The 26,528-nt window shown below is 57.9% G+C and carries 27 protein-coding genes; 22 read left to right on the top strand and 5 right to left on the bottom strand.

What is annotated here, in order from left to right; all coding sequences use genetic code 11:
- Positions 1-113 precede the first annotated feature (113 nt).
- The 10 genes from rpsP (at position 114) to LL947_RS10495 (ending at position 9,563) form a co-directional block, all read left to right on the top strand.
- Entirely contained in the window at positions 114-362 is a 249-nt protein-coding gene (gene rpsP, locus LL947_RS10540; protein ID WP_100819297.1) for a 30S ribosomal protein S16, read from the top strand.
- 50 nt (positions 363-412) lie between these two features.
- The gene (rimM, locus tag LL947_RS10535) at positions 413-958 is read left to right on the top strand and encodes a ribosome maturation factor RimM (RefSeq protein WP_290821914.1); all 546 of its coding nucleotides are present in this window, start codon (positions 413-415) and stop codon (positions 956-958) included.
- A gap of 52 nt (positions 959-1,010) precedes the next feature.
- Entirely contained in the window at positions 1,011-1,790 is a 780-nt protein-coding gene (gene trmD, locus LL947_RS10530; protein WP_499834414.1) for a tRNA (guanosine(37)-N1)-methyltransferase TrmD, read from the top strand.
- 138 nt (positions 1,791-1,928) lie between these two features.
- Positions 1,929-2,285 (top strand): 50S ribosomal protein L19, encoded by a 357-nt coding sequence (gene rplS, locus LL947_RS10525; protein WP_290821918.1) that lies wholly within the window; start codon positions 1,929-1,931, stop codon positions 2,283-2,285.
- A 186-nt stretch (positions 2,286-2,471) separates the two neighbouring features.
- Positions 2,472-3,353, top strand: coding sequence for a site-specific tyrosine recombinase XerD (gene xerD, locus LL947_RS10520; protein WP_290821920.1), 882 nt, complete (start codon positions 2,472-2,474; stop codon positions 3,351-3,353).
- 7 nt (positions 3,354-3,360) lie between these two features.
- On the top strand, positions 3,361-4,095 hold the full coding sequence (locus LL947_RS10515) for a DsbC family protein (RefSeq protein WP_499833156.1): 735 nt from the start codon (positions 3,361-3,363) through the stop codon (positions 4,093-4,095).
- A 219-nt stretch (positions 4,096-4,314) separates the two neighbouring features.
- Positions 4,315-5,631 (top strand): homoserine dehydrogenase, encoded by a 1,317-nt coding sequence (locus LL947_RS10510; RefSeq protein ID WP_290823795.1) that lies wholly within the window; start codon positions 4,315-4,317, stop codon positions 5,629-5,631.
- A 4-nt stretch (positions 5,632-5,635) separates the two neighbouring features.
- Positions 5,636-7,024 carry a threonine synthase gene (thrC, locus tag LL947_RS10505; protein ID WP_499833155.1) on the top strand — a complete coding sequence of 463 codons (1,389 nt, stop codon included), beginning with the start codon at positions 5,636-5,638 and terminating at the stop codon, positions 7,022-7,024.
- Between the two features lie 28 nt (positions 7,025-7,052).
- A complete protein-coding gene (locus tag LL947_RS10500) occupies positions 7,053-8,849 on the top strand; it encodes a single-stranded-DNA-specific exonuclease RecJ (protein ID WP_499833154.1) in 1,797 nt (598 codons plus the stop codon).
- A gap of 96 nt (positions 8,850-8,945) precedes the next feature.
- Positions 8,946-9,563, top strand: coding sequence for a YitT family protein (locus LL947_RS10495; RefSeq protein WP_290823802.1), 618 nt, complete (start codon positions 8,946-8,948; stop codon positions 9,561-9,563).
- Positions 9,564-9,657: 94 nt separating this feature from the next.
- Here the strand turns inward: LL947_RS10495 and LL947_RS10490 are convergent, their stop codons facing one another.
- Both LL947_RS10490 and LL947_RS10485 read right to left on the bottom strand, forming a co-directional pair.
- Positions 9,658-12,240, bottom strand: coding sequence for a heavy metal translocating P-type ATPase (locus LL947_RS10490; RefSeq protein WP_499833153.1), 2,583 nt, complete (start codon positions 12,238-12,240; stop codon positions 9,658-9,660).
- Positions 12,237-12,656, bottom strand: a complete 420-nt coding sequence (locus tag LL947_RS10485) for a MerR family transcriptional regulator (RefSeq protein ID WP_290823806.1) — start codon at positions 12,654-12,656, stop codon at positions 12,237-12,239. Before LL947_RS10485 ends, LL947_RS10490 begins: the two co-directional genes overlap by 4 nt.
- A gap of 273 nt (positions 12,657-12,929) precedes the next feature.
- Between LL947_RS10485 and LL947_RS10480 the strand changes: the two genes are divergently transcribed.
- From LL947_RS10480 to LL947_RS10445, 8 genes are all read left to right on the top strand, one after another.
- Positions 12,930-14,276 (top strand): OmpP1/FadL family transporter, encoded by a 1,347-nt coding sequence (locus LL947_RS10480; protein WP_499833152.1) that lies wholly within the window; start codon positions 12,930-12,932, stop codon positions 14,274-14,276.
- Between the two features lie 209 nt (positions 14,277-14,485).
- Positions 14,486-15,584, top strand: a protein-coding gene (prfB, locus tag LL947_RS10475; protein WP_499833151.1) for a peptide chain release factor 2 whose coding sequence is annotated in 2 segments (ribosomal slippage) — positions 14,486-14,560 and positions 14,562-15,584 — 1,098 coding nt in all. Because the reading frame shifts where the segments join, the coding sequence is not laid out codon by codon here.
- A gap of 78 nt (positions 15,585-15,662) precedes the next feature.
- Positions 15,663-17,174 (top strand): lysine--tRNA ligase, encoded by a 1,512-nt coding sequence (gene lysS, locus LL947_RS10470; RefSeq protein ID WP_499833150.1) that lies wholly within the window; start codon positions 15,663-15,665, stop codon positions 17,172-17,174.
- Between the two features lie 150 nt (positions 17,175-17,324).
- Positions 17,325-17,711 carry a hypothetical protein gene (locus LL947_RS10465; protein WP_290821153.1) on the top strand — a complete coding sequence of 129 codons (387 nt, stop codon included), beginning with the start codon at positions 17,325-17,327 and terminating at the stop codon, positions 17,709-17,711.
- An 81-nt stretch (positions 17,712-17,792) separates the two neighbouring features.
- Positions 17,793-19,196 (top strand): MFS transporter, encoded by a 1,404-nt coding sequence (locus tag LL947_RS10460; protein ID WP_499833148.1) that lies wholly within the window; start codon positions 17,793-17,795, stop codon positions 19,194-19,196.
- Positions 19,197-19,248: 52 nt separating this feature from the next.
- Positions 19,249-19,557, top strand: coding sequence for a BolA family protein (locus LL947_RS10455; protein WP_290821151.1), 309 nt, complete (start codon positions 19,249-19,251; stop codon positions 19,555-19,557).
- Positions 19,554-20,432, top strand: a complete 879-nt coding sequence (locus LL947_RS10450) for a hypothetical protein (protein ID WP_499833147.1) — start codon at positions 19,554-19,556, stop codon at positions 20,430-20,432. The genes LL947_RS10455 and LL947_RS10450 overlap by 4 nt, the downstream gene beginning before the upstream one ends.
- The gene (locus LL947_RS10445) at positions 20,429-20,908 is read left to right on the top strand and encodes a GNAT family N-acetyltransferase (protein WP_499833146.1); all 480 of its coding nucleotides are present in this window, start codon (positions 20,429-20,431) and stop codon (positions 20,906-20,908) included. The genes LL947_RS10450 and LL947_RS10445 overlap by 4 nt, the downstream gene beginning before the upstream one ends.
- A 16-nt stretch (positions 20,909-20,924) precedes the next feature.
- On the opposite strand, the gene zapB is transcribed toward LL947_RS10445, so the two are convergent.
- A complete protein-coding gene (gene zapB / locus LL947_RS10440) occupies positions 20,925-21,122 on the bottom strand; it encodes a cell division protein ZapB (protein WP_290821148.1) in 198 nt (65 codons plus the stop codon).
- Positions 21,123-21,212: 90 nt separating this feature from the next.
- Positions 21,213-21,911, bottom strand: coding sequence for a 16S rRNA (guanine(966)-N(2))-methyltransferase RsmD (gene rsmD, locus LL947_RS10435; RefSeq protein ID WP_499833145.1), 699 nt, complete (start codon positions 21,909-21,911; stop codon positions 21,213-21,215).
- Here rsmD and ftsY point away from each other — a divergent pair.
- From ftsY to rpoH, 4 genes are all read left to right on the top strand, one after another.
- Positions 21,910-23,193, top strand: a complete 1,284-nt coding sequence (gene ftsY / locus LL947_RS10430) for a signal recognition particle-docking protein FtsY (protein WP_499833144.1) — start codon at positions 21,910-21,912, stop codon at positions 23,191-23,193. The genes rsmD and ftsY overlap by 2 nt on opposite strands.
- Positions 23,190-23,858: a cell division ATP-binding protein FtsE gene (gene ftsE / locus LL947_RS10425; protein ID WP_290821146.1), complete on the top strand. Its 669-nt coding sequence runs from the start codon at positions 23,190-23,192 to the stop codon at positions 23,856-23,858. The genes ftsY and ftsE overlap by 4 nt, the downstream gene beginning before the upstream one ends.
- The gene (gene ftsX / locus LL947_RS10420) at positions 23,858-24,829 is read left to right on the top strand and encodes a permease-like cell division protein FtsX (protein ID WP_499834413.1); all 972 of its coding nucleotides are present in this window, start codon (positions 23,858-23,860) and stop codon (positions 24,827-24,829) included. Before ftsE ends, ftsX begins: the two co-directional genes overlap by 1 nt.
- 138 nt (positions 24,830-24,967) lie before the next feature.
- A complete protein-coding gene (gene rpoH / locus LL947_RS10415; protein WP_499833143.1) occupies positions 24,968-25,834 on the top strand; it encodes an RNA polymerase sigma factor RpoH in 867 nt (288 codons plus the stop codon).
- Positions 25,835-25,908: 74 nt separating this feature from the next.
- Here the strand turns inward: rpoH and slmA are convergent, their stop codons facing one another.
- Entirely contained in the window at positions 25,909-26,517 is a 609-nt protein-coding gene (gene slmA, locus LL947_RS10410) for a nucleoid occlusion factor SlmA (RefSeq protein ID WP_404413762.1), read from the bottom strand.
- Positions 26,518-26,528: the final 11 nt, after the last annotated feature.

The raw sequence follows: 26,528 nt of genomic DNA, 5'->3' as shown, positions 1-26,528 counted from the left end.
GATTTTAGGTCGTTGATCGATTCTTATCGTTGATCGTTTATATCGTTGATATAGAGGCACTAAACCATAGCGGTTTGGCTCTCTTGTAACCTCAACCGAAGGATAGTTATCGTATGGTTACCATTCGTTTGGCACGTGGTGGCGCCAAAAAGCGTCCCTTTTATCACCTTACCGTGACGGATTCGCGGAACGCCCGTGACGGCCGTTTCATTGAGCGTATCGGTTTCTTCAACCCGGTCGCCCGCGGTCAGGAAGAGCGTCTGCGTGTTGACCTTGAGCGTGTTGCTCACTGGCAAAGCCATGGCGCACAGCTGTCTGGCCGTGTTGCTGAGCTGGTCAAGGAAGCACGCAAGCAGGCGTAAGCCTCACAGTGACGCGCTGAGCGTCATCAGCTGTTGAACCGGGGTCGTCAATGACGCATAACGCATTACAGCAATCAGACGACACCTACGTGGTGCTTGGCAAGCTGACTAGCCCCCACGGGGTGAAAGGATGGTTGAAGGTGTATGCCTACACGAGCCCGATAGACAGCATATTTGATTACTCTGAATGGTGGGTTCGTCAAGGCGAAACGCTGCAACCTCTCACTGTGATTCAGGGACGTCGGCAAGGTAAGGGGCTGGTTGTTCAGCTTGAAGGTATTGATAATCGTGATGCGGCTGAAGCATTGGCCCAGGCAGATATTGTCATGCCCAAAAGTGAACTGCCCGAGCTGGCTGATGAAGAGTATTATTGGCACGAACTTGAAGGCCTGCATGTCTATACCAGGTCTGGAGAGTGTTTGGGGCAGGTAAGCTATCTGTTCGAAACCGGCGCCAACGATGTCATGGTGGTGCGCGGTAGTCAGGATGCCATCGACAAGCGTGAGCGTTTGCTGCCCTATCTGCCGGGTGATGTCATCATCAAGGTGGATCTTGAGGCACAACGTATGGAAGTGGATTGGGATCCGGAATTTTGAGACACAAGTTTTGAGTGAACAAGCCGTTTTCAATCACGCCAGAAATCCTGCAATGTGGATCGGTGTCGTTTCCCTGTTTCCCGAGATGTTTGCTGCATTAACCCAGCACGGTGTCACGGGGCGAGCTGTCGAGAAACACCAGATTGCACTGCAATTCTGGAACCCGCGTGATTACGCCACAGACCGCCATCGCAGCGTTGATGACCGCCCTTATGGTGGTGGTCCGGGCATGCTGATGAAGGTAGATACGTTACGCGGTGCCATTGCGGATGCTCGCCAGAGTGCCCTGGAGGCGACGGGCAAAACGCCCACGGTGATCTATCTTTCGCCCCAGGGGCGTAAGCTGGATCAGGCCGGAGTGCAGCATCTGGCGCGACGCAGCCCATTGATTGTGGTGGCGGGGCGCTATGAAGGCATCGATGAGCGTATCGTTGAACATGATATCGATGAAGAATGGTCAATTGGTGATTATGTGCTGAGCGGTGGTGAGCTGCCTGCCATGGTGCTGATTGACGCGGCGGCCAGACTGATTCCCGGTGTTCTGGGGCATCAGGATTCCGCCGTCGAGGACTCGTTTAACGACGGCTTGCTGGATTGTCCGCACTACACCCGTCCTGAAGAGATTGATGGACGCAAGGTGCCGTATGTGCTGCTGAGTGGCAATCATGCGGCGATTAAGCGCTGGCGCATGAAGCAATCGCTGGGGCGTACCTGGCAGCGGCGGCCGGATCTGATTGAAGGCCGCGAGCTGGACAAGACCCAGCAGCAACTGTTGGATGAGTTCATCGAAGAATACGCCAGAAAGGCGGCGGTGCAGGGCGAAGACAGTTGACAATCCTTGCGGATTAACCGTCTTACGGATCTGTGTCACCCATGACGACTCCCGGGCAGCTCGCCTTGAGCGCCGGGATCACGGCTTCCGCCATCCATTGCAGAGCGGAAAAGCCAACTGATATTTCAGGAGTAGATTATGAGCAGTAAGAACAAAGTGATCCAGGCGCTTGAGAGCGAGCAGATGAGCAAGGAAATACCTGCTTTTGCTCCCGGCGATACCATTGTTGTCCAGGTAAAGGTAAAAGAAGGTAACCGCGAGCGCCTGCAGGCATTTGAAGGTGTCGTGATCGGCAAGCGTAACCGTGGCCTGAACTCCGCTTTCACCGTACGTAAGATCTCCAACGGTGTTGGCGTGGAGCGCACCTTCCAGACCTACAGCCCGCTGGTGGACTCGATTGCCGTCAAGCGTCGTGGTGATGTGCGTCAGGCCAAGCTCTACTACCTCCGTGAGCGTAGCGGTAAGTCTGCACGTATCAAGGAAAAGCTGTCCTGATGCTGGGTCGGCAGTGATCTGCACTGCCGGTCAGTGGATAGCTGGTCTGATAACCCCGTCACCGCTTTGCGGGGCGGGGTTTATTTTTGCCTGGCCAGACGGCAGGATACCCCTTGCCAGATCTGACCAGGCTGTCAGGTCACAAGGAAGGTGCTGGAGGAAGAATAGCAGGATGATGAGCAGCCTATGGACCTGATTGATGCTTTCCTGGATGCCTTATGGTTGGAACGTGGTGTCAGCGAACATACCCTGGCGGCCTATCGCCGTGATCTGTCGGCCTGGCAAGACTATCTGGCAGACCAGGGCGATGGCCTGACAACGTCTTCGTCTGCACAGCTGGTCAGCTGGTTTGATCAGCGACGAGCCCAGGGCTATCAGCTACGCAGTAACGCCCGGCTGCTCTCCAGCTTGCGGAGCTTTTATCGCTGGGCGCGTTTGAATGGCCATGTCGACAGTGACCCGCTGGCAAATGTAAAGCTGCCACGGGTAACGCCAGCGCTGCCGGGTAGCCTGGATGAAGACGAGGTGATTCGTCTGTTGGAAGCGCCGGATACATCCACGTCCCTGGGTGTGCGAGACCGGGCCATGCTGGAATTACTCTATGCCTGTGGCTTGCGTGTCTCCGAGCTAGTAGGCTTGACGTTAGATGCGCTGAATCTTAATCAGGGGGTGGTCAGGGTGCGTGGTAAAGGTGACAAGGATCGCTTGATACCCTTGGGGGATGAGGCGAGTGCCTGGCTAGAGCGCTACCTGCGCAGCGCGCGGAACGAACTGATGTCAGATCCGATGCGGCCAGCCCTTTTTCCGGGAAGAGCCAACCGCGCCATGACGCGCCAGACCTTCTGGCATCGCATCAAGGCCCATGCGTTGACGGCCGGCATCAAAAAGCCGCTGTCTCCACATACCCTGCGGCATGCCTTTGCAACGCATCTATTGAATCATGGGGCCAATCTAAGGGTCGTACAGCTGTTGTTGGGTCATAGCGATTTGTCCACAACACAAATTTACACACATGTGGCTCAGGCACGTCTGGAAAGTCTGCACGCTCACCATCATCCAAGAGGTTAAAAGGAATATGCGTCGTCTCTCATTATTACCCCTGTTGCTAGGGGGCGCACTCTTGTCCTCGGCGGCCATGGCGCAATCTGTGCCGGAAGCACTTACCGAAACGCTGAGTGTCAACGGCCAGCCAATGCCGGTGGAAAACGTCAACGAAACGCCAATGGCGGGTATCTATCAGGTACAGCTGACCAACGGTGAAACATTTTATGCCAACGCCGATGGCAGTTACTTTCTGGTCGGTGACCTGTACGCCAATCAGGACGGTGGCCTGGTCAACCTGACCGAGCAGGAAGGCAATCAGGAGCGTGCGGAGGTGATTGCCGCCATTCCGGAAGACGAGCGAATAGTCTTTCGCGCTGTGGACGAGCCGAAAGCCACTGTCGTCGTGTTTACCGATACCAGCTGCCCTTACTGCACACGCCTTCACGAGACTGTGCCCGAGCTGAATGAGGCCGGTGTGGCCGTGCATTACCTTGCTTTTCCGCGTACCGGCATGAACGGCGACGCCGCCCGGGTCATGCAGCAGGCGTGGTGCGCTGACAATCCTCAGCAGGCCCTGACCGATGCCAAACAGGGTGAGGCACTTTCAGGCAGCGCCAACTGCGATAATCCGGTAGCATCCCAATACCAGACAGGTATGACGCTGGGCGTGCAGGGGACACCCGCTATCATCCTGCCAGGCGGCGAGCTGGTACCCGGCTTCGTACCGCCAGAGCGCCTGCTCGGCATGCTCGGTCTTGGTGAATAGTGAATAGTGAATAGTGAATAGTGAATAGTGAATAGTGAATAGTTAAGCGTGCTATTCAGGATAATCAGCGCTAGGTTGCCGCGCTGGATACAGATAACGTCATAACATTACAGGTGTCAGAGAACGGCGTCTTGCGCCCGTGAGTCTGCGCCTGCATGAATCCGGTACGCTGTAACAGGCAGCGTCTGGTGCAAAACGACATATAAAAGGGGAATTATTTTGAAACCGGTGAGAGTAGGCATCTGTGGCTTGGGTACGGTGGGTGGCGGCTCCTTCAATGTGCTGACACGCAACGCGGATGATATTGCCCGTCGTGCAGGGCGCCCCATTGTCATTGAACAGGTCGGGCATCGCAGTATTCACCCGGACTGTGATATCACCGGCATCAAGGCCACCACGGATGTTTTTGAAGTTGCCTGCAATCCTGATGTCGATGTTGTGGTAGAAGCCATTGGCGGCTATGACGTAGCCCGCCAGCTGGTGCTGACGTCGATTGAAAACGGTAAGCATGTGGTCACGGCCAACAAGGCGCTGATTGCCGTGCATGGCAACGAGATCTTTCAGGCTGCCCATGAAAAGGGCGTTATTGTTGCTTTTGAAGCTGCCGTTGCCGGTGGTATTCCGGTCATCAAGTCGCTGCGCGAAGGTCTGGGCGCCAACCGCATCGAGTGGGTTGCCGGTATCATCAATGGCACGGGCAATTATATTCTCACCCATATGCGCGATGAGGGGCGGGCCTTTGAGGACGTGCTGGCCGAAGCTCAGGCGCTGGGTTACGCCGAATCCGATCCGACCTTTGATGTGGAAGGCATTGATGCGGCTCACAAACTGACCATCCTGGCCTCGATTGCCTATGGCGTGCCGCTGCAGTTCGAGAAAGCCTACACCGAAGGTATTTCGCGAATCACTGCTGAAGACGTTGAACAGGCAGACAATCTGGGCTACATCATCAAGCACCTGGGAATTTCCAAGCGCACCGAAAACGGCCTCGAGCTGCGCGTTCACCCCGCCCTGATACCCAAGGAGCGTCTGCTGGCCAACGTTCATGGCGTCAAGAATGCCATTGAGGTCATGGGTGATGCGGTCGGTCCCACCCTTTACTACGGTGCCGGCGCGGGTGCAGAGCCAACAGCTTCAGCGGTGGTTGCGGATATTCTCGACGTTGCCCGGGATATCGCTACAGATCATCACTATCGCGTGCCTTACCTGGCGTTCAGCGGTGTGGGTCAGGACGTCAATGCCGTGCCGATCATGCCGATGGAAGATATCACCACGGCTTACTATCTGCGCCTGCTGGCCGTCGACCGCCCGGGTGTGCTGGCGCGAGTGGCAACCATTCTTGCCGAGCAGGGCATCTCGATTGAAGCCCTGATCCAGAAAGAATCGCCGGATGGCGACCTGGTGCCGATTATCCTGATGACCCATCGCACCAAGGAAAAGCAGATGAACGAAGCCATTCGTGAAATCGAGTCCATGGCGGATATTCCCGGCACGATAACCCGCATCCGTGTCGAAAGCCTGGACGAAGGAGAGTAAGGCCATGCGCTACGTCAGTACTCGCGGGCAAGCCCCCGCCCTGTCGTTTGAAGAAGTGGTACTTACGGGGCTGGCAAATGACGGTGGCCTCTATGTGCCGGAGAGCCTGCCGCATTTTTCCGCTGAAGCGCTCGCCGATATGGCGGGCCTTTCCTACGCGGAAATAGCCTTTCGGGTCATGCAGCCGTTTGTGAATGGAGAGATCGACGACGATACTTTCCGTGGCCTGGTGACCGATGCCTACGCCACCTTCAACCATGATGCCGTCCTGCCCCTCAAGCAGCTGGATGCCAATCACTTTCTGCTTGAACAGTTCCACGGCCCGACCCTGGCCTTCAAGGATGTCGCCCTTCAGCTGCTGGGACGGCTGCTGGATCACTTCCTGAAAAAGCGTAACGAGCGCGCCGTCATCATGGGGGCTACCTCCGGGGATACCGGCTCGGCGGCGATTGAAGGGTGTCGTCACTGCGATAACCTGGATATTTTCATCCTTCATCCACACAACCGCGTTTCCGAGGTGCAGCGTCGCCAGATGACCACGGTGGTGGCCAATAACGTGTTCAATGTGGCCATTGAAGGCAACTTCGATGATGCCCAGGCCATGGTCAAGCAAAGCTTTGCCAACCAGGACTTCCTCAACGGGTCTCGCCTGGTGGCGGTGAACTCGATCAACTGGGCGCGCATCATGGCGCAGATCGTCTACTACGTTGCGGCTGGGGTGGCGTTGGGTGCGCCGCATCGCGAGGTCAGCTTCAGCGTGCCTTCAGCCAACTTTGGTAACGTCTTTGCGGGTTACATGGCCCACAGGATGGGCTTGCCGGTCAAGCAGTTCATTATCGCCACCAATGCCAACGACATCCTGCATCGCACCCTGACCGCCAATGATTTCTCCAAGCGTGAGTTGGCCGCGACCCTGGCGCCATCCATGGATATCGTGGTGTCGTCCAACTTTGAGCGCCTGCTGTTTGACGCCTACGAGCGTGACGGCGACGCCGTTGCCGCCCTGTTGGAGCGCTTCCAGACGGAGCCAACGGCGCTGGCAGATGCACCGCTGGCCAAGTTGCGGGCGAAGTTCTCCAGTTTCAGCGTCGATGATGCCACTATTCTTGAAGTGATTCGCGAAGCCCATCACCGCACGGGTGAAATTCTCGACCCGCACACGGCGACCGGCTATCGTGCTGCCGAGCGTGCCCGTGCCGATCAGTCAACACCCATGGTGACGCTGGCCACCGCTCACCCGGCCAAGTTTGCCGAAGCCGTCGTCAAGGCGGGCTTTCAGGGAGTGCCGCTGCCGACCCATATGGATGACCTGCTGGATCGCGAAGAGCGTTACAGCGTATTGCCTGCCACGCTGGAAGCGGTGCAGCAATTTGTGGTTGATAACCGTCGGTGAGCCTTGTCCAGCAGGTTGAGCATTGAGCATGAATGCACGTCAGGATCTACCGTCCAGTGTGACCCAGCCCCGCCTGGAGCCGCGCCCATTGGACGAGACAGTTTATGCCCGGGCACAGCTCGAAGGCCTGAATGAACTTCAGGCGCGGCTGCTGGCGTCCCGACTGCCCGGCTACCAGGGCGCGCTCAAGCCTCTGGTGGCGCCGAGCCTGCGCTATCTGGCCCATCCTGAAAAGCTGGCCGATGGGCGGCGCGCAGCGGAACGCATTGCCCAGGCGGTGACCGAGAGTGAGTCGATCGGGATTCTGACCGACTACGACGTAGACGGGATCACCTCGCACGTTGTGATCCGGCGCACCCTGGTGGAGCTTTTTGGTGTGCCAGAAGCCAGGCTGCATAGCCTTATCGGCCATCGTATCCATGACGGTTACGGTATCAGCCTGCCGCTGGTGGAGCGCACCTTGAGCCTGTCGCCACGCCCAACCCTGGTGATTACCGCGGATTGTGGCAGTTCCGATGAGCCGCGTATTGCGCGCCTCAAAGAGGCGGGTATCGATGTGGTCGTCAGCGACCACCACGCCCTCGCCGTTGAAGGGCCGCCTGGCTCTGCCTATGCCTGCGTCAACCCGACCCGCAGCGATTGTACCTACCCGGACAAAACCATTGCCGGTTGTATGGTGGCGTGGCTCGTGATGTCGCTGGCGCGCCATGTGTTGATCGAATGGGGGGCCTTGCCCGAGACCACGCCGAAGCTGTCGCCGTGGCTTTCCTATGTGGCCCTGGGAACGGTGGCTGACTGCGTTTCCCTGGGGGGCAGCCCGGCCAACCGTGCTGTGGTCAGCCAGGGGTTGACCCTGATCAACCGTATGGATGCGGCCTGCTGGCGGGCTATGGCGCAGCGTCTGGGTCAGGATAGCATGCCGTTCAACGCTGAGACCCTGGCGTTTCAGATGGGCCCGCGCATCAACGCCCGCTCGCGTCTGGATGACCCTTACGCGGCGCTGCATTTCATGCTGGCGGAAAGTGATGCGATCGCCAACCGCCAGCTGGATGTGCTGGATGATGATAACCAGTCGCGCAAGGCCATTGAAGCGGATATGGCCCAGGAGGCACGCGCCCTGGCCGCGGTGGAACTGGCGGCAGACGCCATGGCGCTGGTGGTGCTGCTGGAAGATGGCCATCCCGGTGTGCAGGGCATAGTGGCCTCACGGTTGGTGCAGGCCTATGGGCGGCCGGCGCTGGTGCTGACGCGGGCCGCCCAGCCCGGCATGCTCACCGGTTCTGGCCGCTCGATCGATGGGCTGCACCTGCGCGATGCCCTGCAGCGTACCCATGAGCTGGCACCAGAAGCCTTGCCCCGCTTTGGAGGGCATAGCGGGGCGGCGGGAGTCGGTGTGCCCAGAGAGCAGCTGGCAGCCTTCAAGGCGGCTTTTCTGCAGGCAGTCAACGAACAGCTCGGGGATACGCCACTTTACCCAAGGCTTTGGACCGATGGAGAACTTTCCAGTCAGCAATTGACGCTTGCGACCCTGGACGATATTGACGTTTTGGGTCCGTATGGTCGCGAGTTCGACCCGCCGTTGTTTGAAGGCCGCTTTATTGTTGAAGCCCTGCGCCCCGTGGGGGCGGATGGATCACACCTGATGATGGAGCTTTCCCATGGGCCAGTGACCTGCAAGGCGATCTGGTTTCGTGCCCTGACGCCAGGCGAGTTACCCTCTTTTGACGTGGGCGATACGCTGCACTGTGCCTATAAACTCAACCGTAATCGCTGGCGCGGCCGCGAATCGCTCCAGCTGATGGTGGAGCACGCCGGCCTGGCCTGACCATCATGACTGGCCATCGTTACCCCGACAGGTCAGTGAGTTTTTCCTGCAAGCGGCGGAGAGATCCCGCCGCTTGTTCATTGCAGAGGACGCATCATGCGTGACGACAATTTACCTCAAGATCCGCATCAACCCTATGAAGATGTCATGGCCATGCTGTTGGGTACGCTGTTTGTGGCCCTTGGCGTGACGCTCTATACCCAGGCGGTACTGCTGACGGGCAGCACGGCCGGCATGGCTCTGCTGCTGAACTATCTGACCGGCTGGGGCTTCGGGGTGTGGTTTTTTGCCATTAATCTGCCGTTCTATTATCTGGCCATCAAACGCATGGGCTGGAGTTTCACCCTGCGCACCTTTGTGGCTATCGGTCTGGTTTCGGTGTTTTCGGAGTTGACCCAGCGTTGGGTGACGTTTGAGTCAGTGCCATCGCTTTACGCTGCTGTCATGGGCGGTGCCCTGATCGGCGTGGGCATGCTGATGCTGTTTCGCCATCGTACCAGTCTCGGCGGCATCAATATTCTGGCGCTTTATCTGCAGCAGCGCCACGGTTGGCGGGCTGGTTACGTGCAGCTGGGGATTGATGGCCTCATCCTGCTGGTGGCCTTGACCCAGCTGCCGCTAGACAGGGTGGGCTACTCGGTTGTCGGCGCCGTCACCCTGAACCTGATCATTGCTCTGAACCACAAACCCGGGCGCTATATCGGTGTCAGTTGAGCGGGCAGGCCTAGGCCCTAGTCGGCGTTGCTCAACCAGAACCACCAGACAATGGCGCCGATCAGGATGAGACCGGTAAGGTTAACCAGGATACTCATGCGTGTTGCTCCTGTGTGGTGAGGGTATCTGAATGATGGGCAGCGTTCTGGCGCTGGGTTTTCCATAGCCGCAGGCGGTTGGCGTTGCTGACCACGGTAATCGAGGACAGTGACATGGCCGCCCCGGCAATCATCGGCGAAAGCAGCATGCCGGTCAGCGGGTAGAACACCCCGGCGGCAATCGGTATACACAGGACGTTGTAGCCAAAGGCGCCCACCAGGTTCTGCTTGATATTGCGCAGGGTGGCCTGGCTGATCTCGATAGCATCCGCCACCCCATGCAGTGAGCCGCGCATCAGGGTCATGCCGGCACTTTCAATCGCCACATCAGTGCCCTGGCCAATGGCAAAACCGACATTGGCGCGCGCCAGGGCAGGGGCATCGTTAATGCCATCACCGACCATGCCCACGACCTCGCCTTCTTTCTGCAGGCGCTCGATCTCTGCGTGCTTGTCCTCGGGCAAGAGGCCGGCGCGGTAGTCGTCAATGCCTACCTCGCGGGCGATCGCCGCAGCGGTGTGCTGATTGTCACCGGTCAGCATGACGACCTTGAGGCCATCGCCCTGCAGTCGTTCAATCGCTGCCCTGGTGTCTTGACGCAGCGGGTCGCTGATGCCGAACAGCGCTGTCAGCTGGCCGTCAACCGCCAGATACACCAGGGTACGTGCCTTGTCTTCCAGTTCCCGGGCGGTGTCCTGTCCATCGGTCAGCTCGATACCCGCATTCTCCAGCAAGCGCGCATTGCCCAGCAGCAGAGCCTTGCCATCGGACGTTTCCGCCTTGACGCCGCCACCGGTCACGCTATCAAAGTCAGTGATCTCGGCGGCCTGGATGTTGGCATCTTCGCCATGGGCAGTCAGCGCCGCCGCCAGTGGGTGCTCGGAGCCACGTTCGAGTGCCATCACATAGCTCAGAGCGGTTGCTTCATCACCCTGAAGCGTATGCGCCTCGGTGACGCTGGGCTTGCCCTCGGTCAAGGTGCCGGTCTTGTCGACCACCAGGGTGGTCAGCTTACTGGCGGTTTGCAGGGCGTCACCGTTGCGCACCAGCACGCCGTGCTCAGCTGCCTTGCCAACCCCTATCATCGTCGAGATAGGCGTGGCCAGGCCCAGCGCACAGGGGCAGGCAATGATCAGGACGGTGGTGGCGGTCACCAGCATATGAATCACGCGTGGCTCGGCGCCAAGATTGAACCATACCAGAGCCGTCAGGACGGCAATAATCATCACCGAAGGCACGAAGATACTCGATACCCTATCGGCCAGTTCGCCAATCGGCGGGCGTGAATTCTGGGCGTTGGCGACCTGCTCGGTTATCTGCCCCAGGCGGGTGTCAGCGCCCACCCGGGTGGCCTGATAGACCAGGCCGCCCTTGCCGTTGACCGTACCTGCACTGACCTCATCACCCGTCGCTTTTTTCACGGGCACCGGCTCGCCGGTCAGCATGGATTCATCAATATGGCTGGTGCCTTCAAGCACCTCACCATCCACCGGCAGGCGTTCGCCAGGGCGGACACGGATATGGTCACCGCTGCGCACGGCATCAATCTCGACTTCCTGCTCTTCACCGTCGCGGATCACCCGAGCGGTGCGGCTTTGCAGATCAAGCAGGCGTTTCAATGCATCGCTGGTGCGACCACGTGCCTTCAGCTCCATGGCATTACCCAACAGGATCAGGCCGATCACCATGGCTGACGCTTCGAAGTAGATGCCGTGGGCGACCTCCGGAAGCCAGGGCGCAAAGGCCACCACCGTCATGGAATACAGCCAGGCGGTACCGGTACCCATGGCCACCAGGGTGTCCATGTTGGCCTGATGATGTTTGAAGTTCTTCCAGGCGTTGACAAAGAAGTGGCGACCCGGGAAGGCCATGACGGCCAGCGTCAGAAGCCCGATCACCAGCCAGAACAGGCGTCCGCCACCAACCGGATGAGGATGGTAGACAAACATGCTGAGCATCAGGGGCAGGGCCAGCGCCAAGGCATAAGCGCTACCCTTGAGGCGTTGTTTATACTGCCTGGCTTCCTGCTCGGCGCGGGTGTTTTCCGCCTCGCGCATATCGACGATCGGCTCGGCGCTATAACCGGCGGAATCCACAGCGTCCATTAGCGCCTGCGAGTCTGCCTGACCAAATACCTGGGCGGTATGGGTGCCGAAGTTAACGCTGGCCGTTTCAACGCCCGGGGTCTTTTCCAGTGCTTTCTGTACGCTTTTGACGCAGCTGGCGCAGGACATGCCGCTGATCGCCAGGCGGGTCTGCTGGTTTCCTGACGCCTTGTGGTCCGCTGCCTGGCTGCCGGTCGTCTGAGCGCTGGGTTGAGTATCGACAGCGCTGTCTGGCTCATCATCTGCCGTGGCCACGTCACCCGGCGGGTAGCCAGCATCTTTCAGGGCCTGATCAAGTTGCGCGTCATCCAGTGTGGTCGTCACATCCAGGTGTTTTTCGGCGGGAGTGCCGATCACTTCAGCGTTGTCGTCCAACGCCTGAATGGCCTCTCGCATACGCTTGACACAGCCCTGGCAGTTCATCCCGGGCACTGTTCGGGTCAGCTGTTGGTGAGGTGTGTTGTCGTGGCTCATTGGGTCTCCTGTTCGTTGGGAAAGCTTTCAATCAGGCGGCAGAGCGAGTGGCCATCCGGTGCCGCATCGGGCATGTGCTGCCAGCTTTCCAGTGCGGCTTCCATGCGCGCGGCAAGCGCCTGAAGCTCATCAATCTGGGCGCGCACCTGAGGCAGGCGATGAGCCAGAAGGTCGCGCACCAGTGGGCAGGGGGAGTCACCATGATCCGCGTGTGCGAGGATGTCGCGAACCTCGGCGATGCTGAAGCCGAGCTTGCGGGCGCGCTGCACAAAACGCAGGCGCTCCAGGTCGCCCTGGGTAAATAATTGATAGCCGTTGTCAGGGTGGCGTTCAGGGGTCAATAACCCTTCGCGCACGTAATGGCGTACAGTTTCACTGGTGACCTCCGCTTGACGCGCTATATCACTGACTTTCAAGTAGGCCTCCTTACTGAACACAGGTTCAGGGGTTCTCAACGTATCCTGATAAACAGTTTAGAACCTTTGTGTTACCCATAGGTCAAGGCATGCCTGGCATTAATTGTTTTTTAAACGGTTACTTAAAACGACCGTTCTACCAATGTATAAGGTAAAAATAGGATAAAACGCCCGTTTGCTCTTGATCCTGAGCGCTGAGTGCGAGAAAACACACATGTACAATCAATAACGGCGACGGGAAGCGCCGCAGGATAATCACAACTTGGGGTACGTATGCATAACAAATTCAATAAATTGACACTGGCCACGGCAGTTGCCGCCATAACAATGGCATCTCAGGCCCACGCCGGCGGGTATCAGATCAATGAACAAAGTGTCAGCGGCCAGGGCTATAGCCATGCCGGACGCAGCTCCAACATCAATGATGCCACCATCGTATTTGGCAACCCGGCCGGGATGTCGTTTCTGGATCGCGCCCAGGTAACGGCTGGCGGGACCTATCTCAGCGTAAATAGCGATATTTCTAACGTAAGTGCCTCACAGAGTAGTCCCGCTTTTCTACAAGAAACTGGTGGCGCAACAGATACGTTGCCAGTCGAAGGGACTAACGACGGCGACATGGTGCCAGGCACGCTAATACCTTTTGCCTTCTATGCTCATCCAGTTAACGAACAACTGGCATTCGGTTTTGGTGTGTATGCACCATTTGGTTCCAAAACCGATTACGAAGATGGATTTCAGGGGCGTAATCAGGGTAATTATACTGAAGTTAAAGTAATGACTGCACAGCCAACGGTGTCTTATCGCTTCAACGACCAGTGGTCTGTGGGGGCTGGCCTCACCTATAACCGTGTGGAGGGCGAATTGCATCGTCAGGTGCCTGTGGTAACAGATTTGGGCCGTTCTGAAGTGGATTCTCGAGTGGAAGGCGATGATGAGGCATGGGGCTACAACTTAGGTGTTATTTATCAGCCAGCACCTGAAACTACGTTTGGCCTGACTTACCGTTCAAAGGTAGATTTCAATCTGGAAGGTAGCTTCTCAGGTAGCTCGCCTCTGCTAGATCAAATAGGGATTGGCACAGTCACGGATACTGCGGCACTGGATCTCACCACACCTGAAACGGTCAACTTCTCGCTTACTCAGCAGATGAGTGACAACCTTAAACTTATGTTTGGTGCCTCCTGGGCGCGCTGGAGCCGTTTTGACCAGATTTTAGTCACTGGTAGTGAGCGTCCAGTAATCACAGATGAGCAGCAGAACTACTCAAATGCGTGGGCATTCTCTACAGGTGGTGAGTATCAGTTAACGCCGACGTTGGCACTTCGTGCTGGGGTCGCGTTAGATTTTACACCCACACAGGATGATACCCGTAGCGTGCGGATTCCCTCTGACGATCGTCGTATTTTCTCGATTGGTGCAGGGTGGAGCCCTATGCCTGATTTAACCTTGGATGTTGCCTACACTTACCTCACCGAGCGCAGCACCCAAGTTGAACAAACTAAGACTGACAGCTTTACGGTACTGGGCCAGCAAACACCGCCGATCACCTCTAACTACTCAGCCGACTACAAAAACGAAGCGCATGGCATTGGTGCCCAGCTGACGTACCGTTTCTAGAGCAACCGCTAGCGGATCAGTCATACCCGGCTTCGGCCGGGTTTTTGCTGTGCAGACGCTCGTGATGGATGCGATATTGGCGGTGTTTGGTTACACTATTGGCCCTTATCATGTGAGGCCGCTGCGGCATAAGGTATATGGACGCTACCTTATGTTGCCGCGGCGTCTGTTGTTTTTTCTGTCACTTTTTTATCAAGGCCAGAACCATCATGCTGGAAACCAACCCGATTCATAATCAAATCAAGGACCTGTCTGAGCGGACAGAGGTTCTTAGGGGGTATCTTTGACTATGCCGAGAAGAAAGATCGGCTAGAGGAAGTTACCCGCGAACTCGAGGACCCCAACGTCTGGAGCGATCCGGACTACGCCCAGAAACTGGGCAAGGAGCGTTCCTCCCTCGAAGGTATCGTGGCAACCATTGATGACCTTGAGCAGGGGCTGGCAGACAGCCAGGACCTGCTGGAACTTGCCGAGATGGAAGAGGACGAAGGCACCGCTGAGGAAGTCAGCTCAGAGCTTGATGGCTTACAGCAGGCACTGGAAAAGCTTGAGTTCCGGCGGATGTTTTCTGGCGAAATGGATGCCAACAACGCCTACCTGGATATCCAGTCCGGCTCGGGGGGTACCGAAGCGCAGGATTGGGCCAACATGCTGCTGCGCATGTATCTGCGCTGGGCCGAGCATCACGGTTTCAAGGCCGAGTTGATCGAACTTTCCGGCGGAGATGTGGCGGGTATCAAGTCAGCGACCATTCATATCCAGGGTGACTATGCCTTTGGCTGGCTACGCACCGAAACCGGCGTGCATCGCCTGGTGCGCAAGAGCCCGTTTGATTCGGGCGGGCGCCGCCATACATCGTTTGCGTCGGTGTTTCTGTCGCCTGAAATTGATGACAGTTTTGAGGTGGATATCAATCCGTCAGACCTGCGCGTGGATACCTACCGTTCCAGCGGCGCGGGCGGCCAGCACGTCAACACCACGGATTCAGCGGTGCGGATTACCCACGAGCCCAGCGGGATTGTCGTGGCCTGCCAGAACCAGCGTAGCCAGCATGCCAACCGCGATTTTGCCATGAAGCAGCTCAAGGCCAAGCTGTGGGAAATGGAAATGGACAAGCGCAACGCCGCCAAGCAGGAAGCGGAAGAGTCCAAGGCGGATATTGGCTGGGGCAGCCAGATTCGCTCCTATGTGCTCGATGATCAGCGCATCAAGGATCTGCGCACCGGCGTCCAGTCCAGTAACTGCGACAAGGTGCTGGATGGCGATATTGAACAGTTCATCATTGCCAGCCTGAAACAGGGGCTTTGAGTGCGCCATCGCCATGGATGACGGTCTCGAATCACTGACCGGTTTTTTATTGACCAGCTTTTACAGACAGGGTGCCATATGGCAAACCACGACGGATCACACGAAAACGAAAACCATCTGATTGCCGAGCGCCGTGCAAAACTCACCGCGCGCCGTGAACGTGCCGCCGAACAGGGCAGGAGTGCTTTCCCCAACGACTTTCGCCGCGACAGCCTGACGCTTGAGCTCCAGCAAGCCTATGGTGATAAAGACAAGGCGACACTTGAAACGCTGGACCAGCATGTTTCTGTGGCCGGGCGAGTCATGCGCCAGCGAGGGCCCTTTGTGGTGATTCAGGACGTGGCCGGGCAGATCCAGCTGTACGTGGACAAAAAAGGCTTACCCGCCGAGGTGCTGGAAGATATCAAAAGCTGGGATATCGGTGACATCGTGGCAGCGCATGGCCCGGTGCATAAATCCGGCAAGGGTGATCTGTACGTGATGATGAAAGAGGCGCAGCTGTTAACCAAGAGCCTGCGCCCGCTGCCGGACAAGTTCCATGGCCTGACCGATCAGGAAGCCCGCTATCGCCAGCGCTATGTGGATCTGATCATGAACCCGCAGTCACGCAAGGTATTCGAGACTCGGGCGGCGGTGATCAGCGCCATGCGTCGCTTCTTTGAGGCGCGCGGCTTCATGGAAGTGGAAACGCCCATGCTGCAGCCGATCCCCGGTGGTGCTACAGCACGTCCGTTTATCACTCACCACAATGCGCTGGATATCGATATGTATCTGCGCATTGCACCAGAGCTTTATCTCAAGCGCCTGGTGGTGGGCGGCTTTGAAAAAGTATTCGAGATCAACCGAAACTTCCGTAATGAAGGGCTTTCCACCCGGCATAATCCGGAATTCACCATGGTCGAGTTCTACTGGGCCTACGCCGATTACCGCGATCTGCTGGATATGACCGAAGCCATGTTGCGCGCTACGGCAGAAGACGTACTGGGTACCACGCTGATCGAGTACCAGGGCGAACACTATGACTTTGGCAAGCCGTTTGCCCGGCTGACCCTGCGCCAGGCGATTCTGGATCATGGCGATGGAATCACCGGTGCAGACCTGGATAACCTGGACGCCGCACAGGCGCTGGCAGCAACGCTGGGTATCAAGGTGAAAGAGAGCTGGGGTCTGGGCAAACTGCAGACGGAGATCTTCGAAGAAGTCGCCGAGCACAAGCTGGATCAGCCTACCTTTATTACCGAATACCCGGCAGAAGTCAGCCCGCTGGCGCGGCGCAATGACGCCAACCCCTTTGTGACCGACCGTTTCGAGTTCTTTGTGGGTGGGCGAGAGATCGCCAATGGCTTCTCGGAGCTTAACGACGCCGAAGACCAGGTTGAGCGCTTCCGTGAGCAGGTGGCTGAAAAAGACGCCGGTGACCTGGAGGCCATGTATTTTGATGCCGATTACGTGCGTGCGCTGGAGTATGGCCTGCCGCCAACGGCAGGTGAGGGCATCGGCATTGACCGTCTGGTGATGCTGTTTACCGATAGCCCTTCCATCCGTGATGTGCTGCTCTTCCCGGCCATGCGTCCTGAAGTCAGCGAGTAAGGGCCTTTGCGATGGTCAGGAAATGGGGCTGATACCACGATTGACCGGTATCGACCCCATTTTGGGCATTCAACGACAAAGCGTTGCATTAATGGCAAACTGAGCGATTAGCGCCCATAATGGTGGCGTTTCGACGGCGAGGAGAATCCCATGAAACTGCTAAACCGCTCTGCCCTGAGTGTCAGGCCGACCCAAGCCTTTGTGGACTGGATCAACGCGCTCGAACCCACTCTGGGAGGCGACGACCTGACCCTGGACGACGTCGAACGCGAAAGCACCATTTATCTGATTCCCGAGATGGACACTCCTGAAGCGCTGGAGACCTTTGTCCATGAGCGCCATCAGGTAATTCTTGAAACCGAGTTGCGTGCCTGGGAAGAGGATGAAGCGCAATGGCCAGAGACGCTGGACTGGTCGCTGTTTCAACACTTCCTGAGAGTTGAGCATAGCTATCTGGCCATTGATCTGGACGATGATACTGCCCTGGAAATTTCAGAAGTGGACGACGCCCTGCTGCTGGATAATGACGATAACTGATTCATCCCCATCCCTTTGAATTCGCGACCACCTGCGCGATAACTAGACCGGCCCAGGCCGGTTTTTTCAGGACCCTTTGATATGCGGCTTTTCGAAACTCGCCCTGGCGACGATGGTCTCCCGGGCGCCGAGCGTTTCCTCGCCGTTCTGGCACTGATTACCGGCACCTTGATGGCTGTGGTCGATACCACCATGATCAATCTGGCGCTGCCCACCATTGCTGCAGATCTGGGCGTTTCCGGTGCCCGCGCCGTATGGATCACCAACCTCTTTCAGGTGGTCTGTGCGGCTTTTCTGCTGGTGTTTGCAGGTATCAGCGAGCTGGTGACCCGTCGCCGCCTTTATCTGTTCGGGCTCAGTGTTTTCGTGTTGGCTGCCCTGGGGGCCGCGCTTTCAAGGCAGCTGGAAACCCTGCTGATATTTCGGGCCCTGCAGGGGCTGGGGGCGGCGGCAACCCTGTCGATTGGCCCGTCATTATATCGGGCAATCTTTCCGTCGCGGCTGCTGGGCAGTGCCCTGGGCCTTTCTGCTCTGGTGGTCGCCGGCGGTTATGCAGCAGGGCCTACCCTGAGCGGTATGATTCTGTCGTTTGCCGACTGGCCCTGGCTGTTTGCCCTGAATGTGCCGCTGGGGCTGGTGTCACTGCTGCTGGCGCGTCGCGCTCTGCCCCGGGATGTGCCCCGCAAGGGCAGTTTTGATATCCCGGGCGCCTTGCTGTCGATGATGATGTTGGCCAGTTTTTTTCTGGCCATGGATGCCATTGCCCACACGGCGCCTGTCTGGCAAAGCGGTGGCTGGCTGGGCATCGCCGTCGTGGCGTGTACGGCCTTCATCCGGCGCCAGCGTCGCGCCGCGTACCCCTTGTTACCCTTGAGTGTGTTTGCCGAAAAGCGCTTTAGTCTGGCGGTGTCGGCGTCAGGTCTTGCCTTTATTGGCCAAGGGTTGAGCTTTGTCGCGCTCTCGTTTTTCTACCAGGAGCAAATGGGGTTTACCCCCCTGGAAACGGCCTGGCTGTTTACCCCCTGGCCGCTGGCGATCATGCTGGTGGGGCCCCTGGCGGGACGCCTGGCGGACCGTATCAACCCCAGCCTGATTTCCAGCACAGGCCTGGTGTTGTTGATCAGCGGTCTGATATCGCTTGGGTTGGTGGACGCAAGTACCGGTGTCCTGGGCAGTCTGTGGCGCACGGCACTGTGTGGCATCGGTTTTGGTATGTTCCAACCGCCTAACAACCGGGAGATGATGGCCAGCCTGCCGCCTGAGCGCAGTGCCAATGTCTCCGGAGTGATGAGCACCACGCGCACCGTGGGTCAGTCGCTGGGCGTGGCACTGGTTGGCGCGGCGCTGGGGCTGGGGCTTGCTGTGCAATGGACGCTATGGCTGGGAGCACTGACCACATTGATGGCCCTTTTGGCCAGCCTGGCGCGAGTTCCGTTGGCCGGTCAGGCACTACGTCAACGGCGTTTATCGTCTGAAGGGCGCTGACGGCGTATAATTGTCCAATTGCCAAGACAGTTCTAACGCACAGGAGAAGGTCATGTCGCTACAGACGCAGATCGAGCATAAACTCGCGACACTTGAGCCGGTGATGGTGCAGGTCGAGAACGAAAGCCACCGGCACAATGTGCCTGTCAATTCGGAAACGCATTTCAAGGTTACCCTTGTCAGTGGGCGCTTCGATGGCCTGATGCCGGTCAAACGTCATCAGCAGATATATGCCTTGCTGGCCGATGAGCTTTCCGGCCCGGTGCATGCTTTGGCCCTGCACCTATATACGCCAGAAGAATGGCAGGCACGGGGTGGTGCGCGTCCGGACTCACCCGATTGCCGAGGGGGCGGTCAGTGATCGGCGAGGCCATTCGACGCCAGTATCTGGATGCCATGGGCATTACCACCTGGGCCTCCCGCTATCAGTTACCTCATGCGCTGGAAACGCCTGCCTGTGAATGGGAGGACCTGACCCCCCAGCGGGTGTCCCCCAGCCAGCGGTTGCATGCGCTGCTGGATGATGCCCAGCATGCCGAAGACCAGCGCCAGGCGCATTCAGCTATTGGCGATACAGAGGAGGTGGCCCCCCGGGCGCCTTCAGACCCCGCCGCGTCTCCTCATGCACTGCGGTCGCTGCTAGAGGGTACGGCTGAGCAGATTGCTGACACGCCACAACCACCCACAACGTCAACGTCCTTGCCAACGGCGCCTGCCGGTCGCGCCCTTCACAGCGAGCAGGATAGTCTGCCGGAGGCGGATTCCGCGCCACTGGTATTCACCCTGTCATCCTGCTGCCTGGAAGGCCGCTGGCTGAATCTGGTGCCGGGCACGCTAAAACACACTGAGCGGGCATTGCTGAATAACCTCTTGGCTGTCATGACTGGCACGCTTGCGACATCCGTCGATGTGATGACCTTCAGCTGGCCGCCAATGGCCAACGGCCCTCAGCCAGATGATCCGCTCGACGAGGCCCGCGATGGGCTTAATGCCTTTGTCAGCGGTACGGCGCGGCGCCATGGTTGGCAGCTGGAGCGTGTCCTGTGGTGGGGGGAGCCCCAGGCAACCCCTTTTGCGGCCTTGCTCAACCTGCACAATGGGCAGAGTCAGACGCTGGATCTGCCGGTCTGGCAGGGCGCTGCGCTGGAGGAGCTGGCTCAAAGCAGTGATGCCAAGCGTCGGTTACTGCCCAGACTGATTGATCTGCGCCAATCTCTTGGTGCCCAGACAGGATGATGGGCATCCGGTTGCTGTCCGGCGACCATCTGGCGGCGCTTCTTGATCTGGAAGCCACCGCTGGCAGTGGCATGCAACCCGCAGCCCTGGCGTCGGCACTGACAGCGCCGGACATAAAGGTGCTGAGTGCCTGGCAGGCAGCAGATAAACAAAGGACAAGCCAGCCAATTGGCTATGCCATTGTGGCGATCGGCCCGTTTGATGCCGAGATTGAAGCCATGGGGGTTCGGCCAGACTGGCGACGACAGGGTGTGGCAAGGTGGCTGATGCAGGCGGTCATTGAGGAAGTGACCCAAGCCGACAGTGAGCGGCTGTTGCTTGACGTCAGGGAAACCAATGATCCGGCGATCAGGCTATATCAGACCTTTGGTTTCACCTTCGATGGACGCCGAAAGGGTTACTATCCGGCAGTGGGGGACACTGCCGGACGCAGACGTGTCGATGCACTGCTGATGTCGCGAGCCATGAAAGATTGACGCCATGCCCGTCGTATTACGATGCGGCCGTGCCTTCTGTCATGTCATCGAACTTGCTGAGCAGGCCGGTCAGGCGCTGTTCCCATTCCTCGCGCTCCTGCTTGAGTCGCTGGTTTTCTTCGCGCAGTTCTTCGTTTTCCAGCTTCATCAGTTCCAGCGCTTCGACGGTGGCAGCCACTTTCTGGTCGAGCTGGTTGAACAGTTCCTGGCTCATTGACTTCTCCTTGGGGACTCGGTTGGATTAAATGTTCGGCCAAGCGTATCGTTACCCGCCCGGCGCGACAAGCGTTTAGAGGGCGGAAATTTACCCAGGCATGCGCTGATAAAGTCTCGCCACCGTATCGCCGGCACGTGTCTCGCGGTGAAGTGACCAATTGGCAGGGGTTTCAGGGGCTAGTGATGCTTCACATTCAAGGTAAATCATGGCGTTGTCAGCAAGCCAGCCGTTAGCTTCCAGTTTCGCACAGCAGGGCGCTGCCAGTCCCTGATGAAAGGGAGGATCCAGAAAGGCCAGGTCAAAAGGGCGCCCCGTTTGCGTCAGGAAGGCATCAACGTCGACGCTGAGCACGTGCCCGTTCTCAGCGCCCAGGGTTGTCAGGTTAGCGCTGATCTGATCGGCGATCTTGCGCTCACGTTCAACAAATACAAGCTCACTGGCGCCACGGGAAAGCGCCTCTATACCGAGAGAACCCGTGCCGGCAAACAGGTCCACCCCGCGCTGGGCATACAGCGATTGGCCCAGCCAGTTGAACAGGGTTTCGCGCACGCGATCCGGCGTCGGGCGAAGCCCCGGGCTATTCAGCACGGGGAGCTGGCGGCGGCGAAATTCACCGCCAATAATGCGCAGTTTGCCAACACTGGATGATAGCCGGGTACTGGCGCGAGCAGAGGGGGTTGAGCGTTTTCTTTTCATGATCAGATTGTAGCGGGCTGTGTATCCAAAGTCTTGATGCAGGGTGGTAGGATGGCAGCCATGTTCACTTTTTTCTCGGATGATAGCCATGTTCGGTTTTTTAAAACGCAAGAAACAGCAGCAAGCGGTGGATCAGGCCTCTGAGCAGGAGGCTGATCATCGTCCGGATGAAGAGGATGTACCGGAGAGCCGCGAAGACGCTGATCCTCCTCCTGCATCTGCTTCTGAAGACCCCCTGGCTCAGGCGCAGGAAGCCGCTGAAAGTCCGGACGTTGCCGAGGAAGCGTTGTCAGAGGCTGAGTCGATCAGTTCGCCAGAGCCGGAAAGCTCACCCGCATTTGCACCAGAGCCGGTGCCCGAGGCGGAAGCGCTGGCGTCCACATTGCCACCTGCCGCCGAATTACCGGAAAAACCCAGGGCGGGAGACAAAAAAGGCTGGTTTTCGCGCATCAAGGCAGGTTTGGGGAAAACCCGTGCCAACCTGACCGATGGCGTTGCCGATCTGTTTCTGGGCAAGAAGCAGATAGACGATGAGCTGCTTGAGGACCTGGAAACCCAACTGTTAATGGCGGATGTCGGTATCGAGGCCACCTCCGAGATCATTGAGCGCCTGGAAGATCGCGTGTCGCGTAAGGAACTCAACAACCCCCAGGCCTTGTATCGTGGTTTGCAGGAAGAGCTGGCGGCCATGCTGGAACCGGTCGCCAAGTCGTTATCCCTCGAGAAGGACGGTGGGGGGCCCTTTGTCATTCTGGTGGTCGGGGTCAACGGTGTTGGCAAGACCACCACCATCGGCAAGCTGACCCAGCGTTTTCAGCGGGAAGGCAAAAGCGTCATGCTGGCGGCCGGGGATACCTTTCGTGCGGCCGCCGTGGAGCAGTTGAAGGTTTGGGGGGAGCGCAACAGCGTCCCGGTAATTGCCCAACATACAGGTGCAGACAGTGCTTCAGTGATTTATGATGCAGTGGCGGCCGCCAAGGCACGCGGTGTTGATGTGCTTATCGCAGACACGGCGGGACGTCTGCATAATAAGGGCCATCTTATGGAAGAGTTGAAAAAGGTCCAACGCGTGATGACAAAAATTGACCCGAGCGCACCCCATGAAGTCATGCTGGTGCTGGACGCAGGTACCGGCCAGAATGCCATTGCACAGGCCACTACCTTTGATGAAGCCATTCCGGTGACCGGGATTACCCTGACCAAGTTGGATGGTACAGCCAAGGGGGGGATTATTTTTGCCCTGGCCAAGCAGTTGGAAACGCCCATTCGGTTTATCGGCGTGGGTGAAGGCCTGGATGACCTGCGCCCCTTTGCAGCGAATGATTTTATCGGCGCTCTGTTTGACCGCCAGAGTGAAGATGACCGCGCATGATCGATTTCGAGCATGTGGCCAAGCGCTATGGAGGGCGCTTTGAAGCGTTGGCGCACCTGAATTTTCGCGTTGACCGCGGAGAGATGGTGTTTCTGACTGGCCATTCCGGTGCCGGAAAGAGCTCGCTTCTACGTCTCATCATGCGCCTCGAAAAACCCAGCCGTGGACGCGTGGTGGTCGCCGGGCACGACCTGGCGAAACTGCATACCAGCATGGTTCCCTTTTATCGACGCCAGATCGGCGTGGTCTTCCAGGATCATCAACTTTTGTTTGATCGTTCCATTTTTAACAACGTTGCCCTACCGCTGGAAATTCAGGGCCTGGAGCCGCGTGATGCGGCACGGCGCACCCGGGCTGCACTGGATAAAGTTGGCTTGTTACACCGTGAAAAAGCCCTGCCAATCGAGTTGTCCGGTGGCGAGCAGCAGCGTGTCGGCATTGCGCGTGCGGTGGTCAACAAGCCCGCACTGCTGCTGGCCGATGAACCGACCGGGAATCTTGATCCGCAATTATCCGCTGACATCATGGCCCTGTTCGAGGATTTCAACCGGATCGGGACGACCGTCATGGTCGCCAGCCACGACCTGGCGCTGATTGCCCGCTTGCGCCATCGCATACTCCGCCTGCATGAAGGCCGGCTGGTTGCTGACGAGGGAGTCGAATGATGTCCTCCCCACCCAGTCAGCGTCGCGGTGCGTGTGCCCAGCAATCGCGTTTTGCCAGTCGCCTTGAATCCTGGAAACGGCACCACCGTGCCATGGCCACGGATAGCTTGCGCCGACTGCTGCGTTATCCCCTGGGCAGTCTTTTGACCATGCTGGCAATTGCCATAGCGCTGATGCTGCCTGCAGGCCTGTGGCTGACGCTTGATAGCGTCCGTGGCCTGGATGCCGAACTGACCCAGAGTGCCACCTTGACGGTCTACCTTGAACAGCGGGTAGATAGCGCTGAAGCAGAGCGTATTCACCAGGCAGTCATGGCCCAGCCGGAAGTGACCCAGACACGCCTGATTGATGCCGATGAAGGCCTGGATGAGCTAAATCAGTCTCTGGGCCTGGAGGACACCCTGGGTGGCCTTGACGAGAACCCCTTGCCGTTCAGCATAGTGGTGCACCCGGACGATGTGTCACCGCAGGCAATGCAGGCCACCGCGGATCACTTTGCGGATATGGCCGGTGTGGACGAAGTGCGTCTTGATTTGGCCTGGGTGGAGCGGCTGCGTCAGATTACCGCCTTGGGCAACCGGATTGCGTTAGGGCTGGGGGTTCTCTTTGGGCTGGGGGTTCTGCTGATTGTCGGCAATACCATTCGCCTGGCAGTGGAAAGTCGCCGACGCGAAATTGAAGTCGTCATGCTGATCGGGGCGACACATGGTTTCGTGCGTCGTCCCTTCTTGTATAGCGGCGCCTGGTACGGGCTGGGTGGGGGGGTTCTGGCCCTGCTATTGCTCTTGCTGGGTGGGCAGTGGCTGGCGTTACCGGTTACTACCCTGGCGCAAAGCTACGGGGCTGATTTCTCCATGCCTTCATTAGGGGTCGGCGGCTCTACAATTCTGCTGTTTTGCAGTACACTGTTCGGCTGGTTGGGTGCTTGGCTTGCGGTGTCCCGTCATCTCTCCAGCATCAAGCCTGAATAGCGCCGTTTTGGTCAACCGCGGTAGATCAGGAAGGTCAGACCCTGGCGCGTTCCGGGTTTGCGAGTTGAACTATTTACTGCTAGTAATTGTCATAGGTTAAAAAGCCATATTGGATATTTTAAGGGAGACCATCTGCACATGAGCAACAGTCTTCTACCGGTGGGACAGCTATCACCAGGCCATGATCTGGGCGGCTACATCAAGGCGGTCAACAGCATTGCGGTGCTGAGCGCCGAAGAAGAGCGCGATCTGGCGTTCCGCCTGCACAATGAAGGCGATCTTGAGGCTGCTCGTCGTCTGGTACTTTCGCACCTGCGTTTTGTCGTACATATCGCCCGTAGCTATTCGGGCTATGGGTTGCCTCAGGCAGACCTGATCCAGGAAGGTAACGTTGGGCTGATGAAGGCGGTCAAGCGTTTTGACCCTCACCAGGGTGTACGCCTGGTGTCATTCGCCGTTCACTGGATCAAGGCAGAAATTCACGAGTTCGTGTTGCGCAACTGGCGCATCGTTAAAATCGCGACCACCAAGGCCCAGCGTAAACTTTTCTTCAACCTGCGCAGCGCCAAGAAGCGGCTTGCCTGGTTGAATAACGACGAGGTCAATGCGATAGCCGCAGACCTGGATGTCAAGCCGGAAGTAGTGCGCGACATGGAAGGGCGCCTGTCATCCTTCGACGCAGGATTTGATGCCTCGCCAAGCGATGATGAAGACAGTGTGTATCAGTCGCCAGCGCAGTATCTTGACGATGCTGACGCTGACCCGGCGACCCAGCTCGAGTACAGTGATTATGAACAGAACTCCACTCATCTGTTAATGGGTGCACTGGAAGGGTTGGATGAACGCTCGCGTGACATTCTTCAGCGTCGCTGGCTGGCAGAAGACAAAGCCACGCTGCATGAGCTGGCGGATGTCTATGGTGTCAGTGCCGAGCGTATTCGCCAGCTTGAAAAGAACGCCATGAAAAAATTGCGTGATAAAATGGGTGATTCGCTGGCGGCCTGACACGCGCTGACACTTGTTCATATATAGCAAAACCCCGAACCCTCTCAGGCTTCGGGGTTTTTTTGGGGGTGAACTCAAGCGGGCGCTTGAACTTCCCGTAGCAGTGAACGGGAGACCAGCGCCCACTGATCCTCCCAGTGTTCGGTAGGCAGGCGTTTGAAATCGCTGCGTACATATTGCGCGATATGGCCCTCAGCCTGAGCCACCAGGAGATTGGCGGCGGCTGTCGTGGTGATAACGGTCCGCTGGCCCTGCTGGATTTCGGCGTCACGTAGCACCTGTTTCAGCTGGAGTTCCAGGCGCTCGAAAAGCTGGTGTACTCGCTGGCGCAGTCGAGCGGTTTCACCGGTCAGCACATCACCGTGCATGACACGGGCAAGGCCGGGATTTTTTTCGGCAAAGGCGAGCACCAGGGTAAGAATCCTGGCGCAGCGGCTAATGGCATCAGGCACATCATCCAGAATACGGGAGATCCGGGTAAACAGGCTCTCCTCGATAAATTCGATCAGGCCTTCATACATGCGCGCCTTGCTGGGGAAGTGGCGGTAAAGCGCGGCTTCCGACACGCCTACCTGGCGCGCCAGAGCGGCGGTGGTAATGCGTTTACCGCTATCTTCTTCCAGCATTAATGCCAATGCCTGCAGAATCTGCTGGCGACGATCCATTGTTGAGTCACCCCCCATGTGCTGCCTCC

The sequence above is a fragment of the Halomonas sp. BLK-85 genome (assembly GCF_044792155.1).
Lineage (GTDB): Bacteria > Pseudomonadota > Gammaproteobacteria > Pseudomonadales > Halomonadaceae > Vreelandella.
This window is presented reverse-complemented; position numbering and strand designations above follow the sequence as displayed.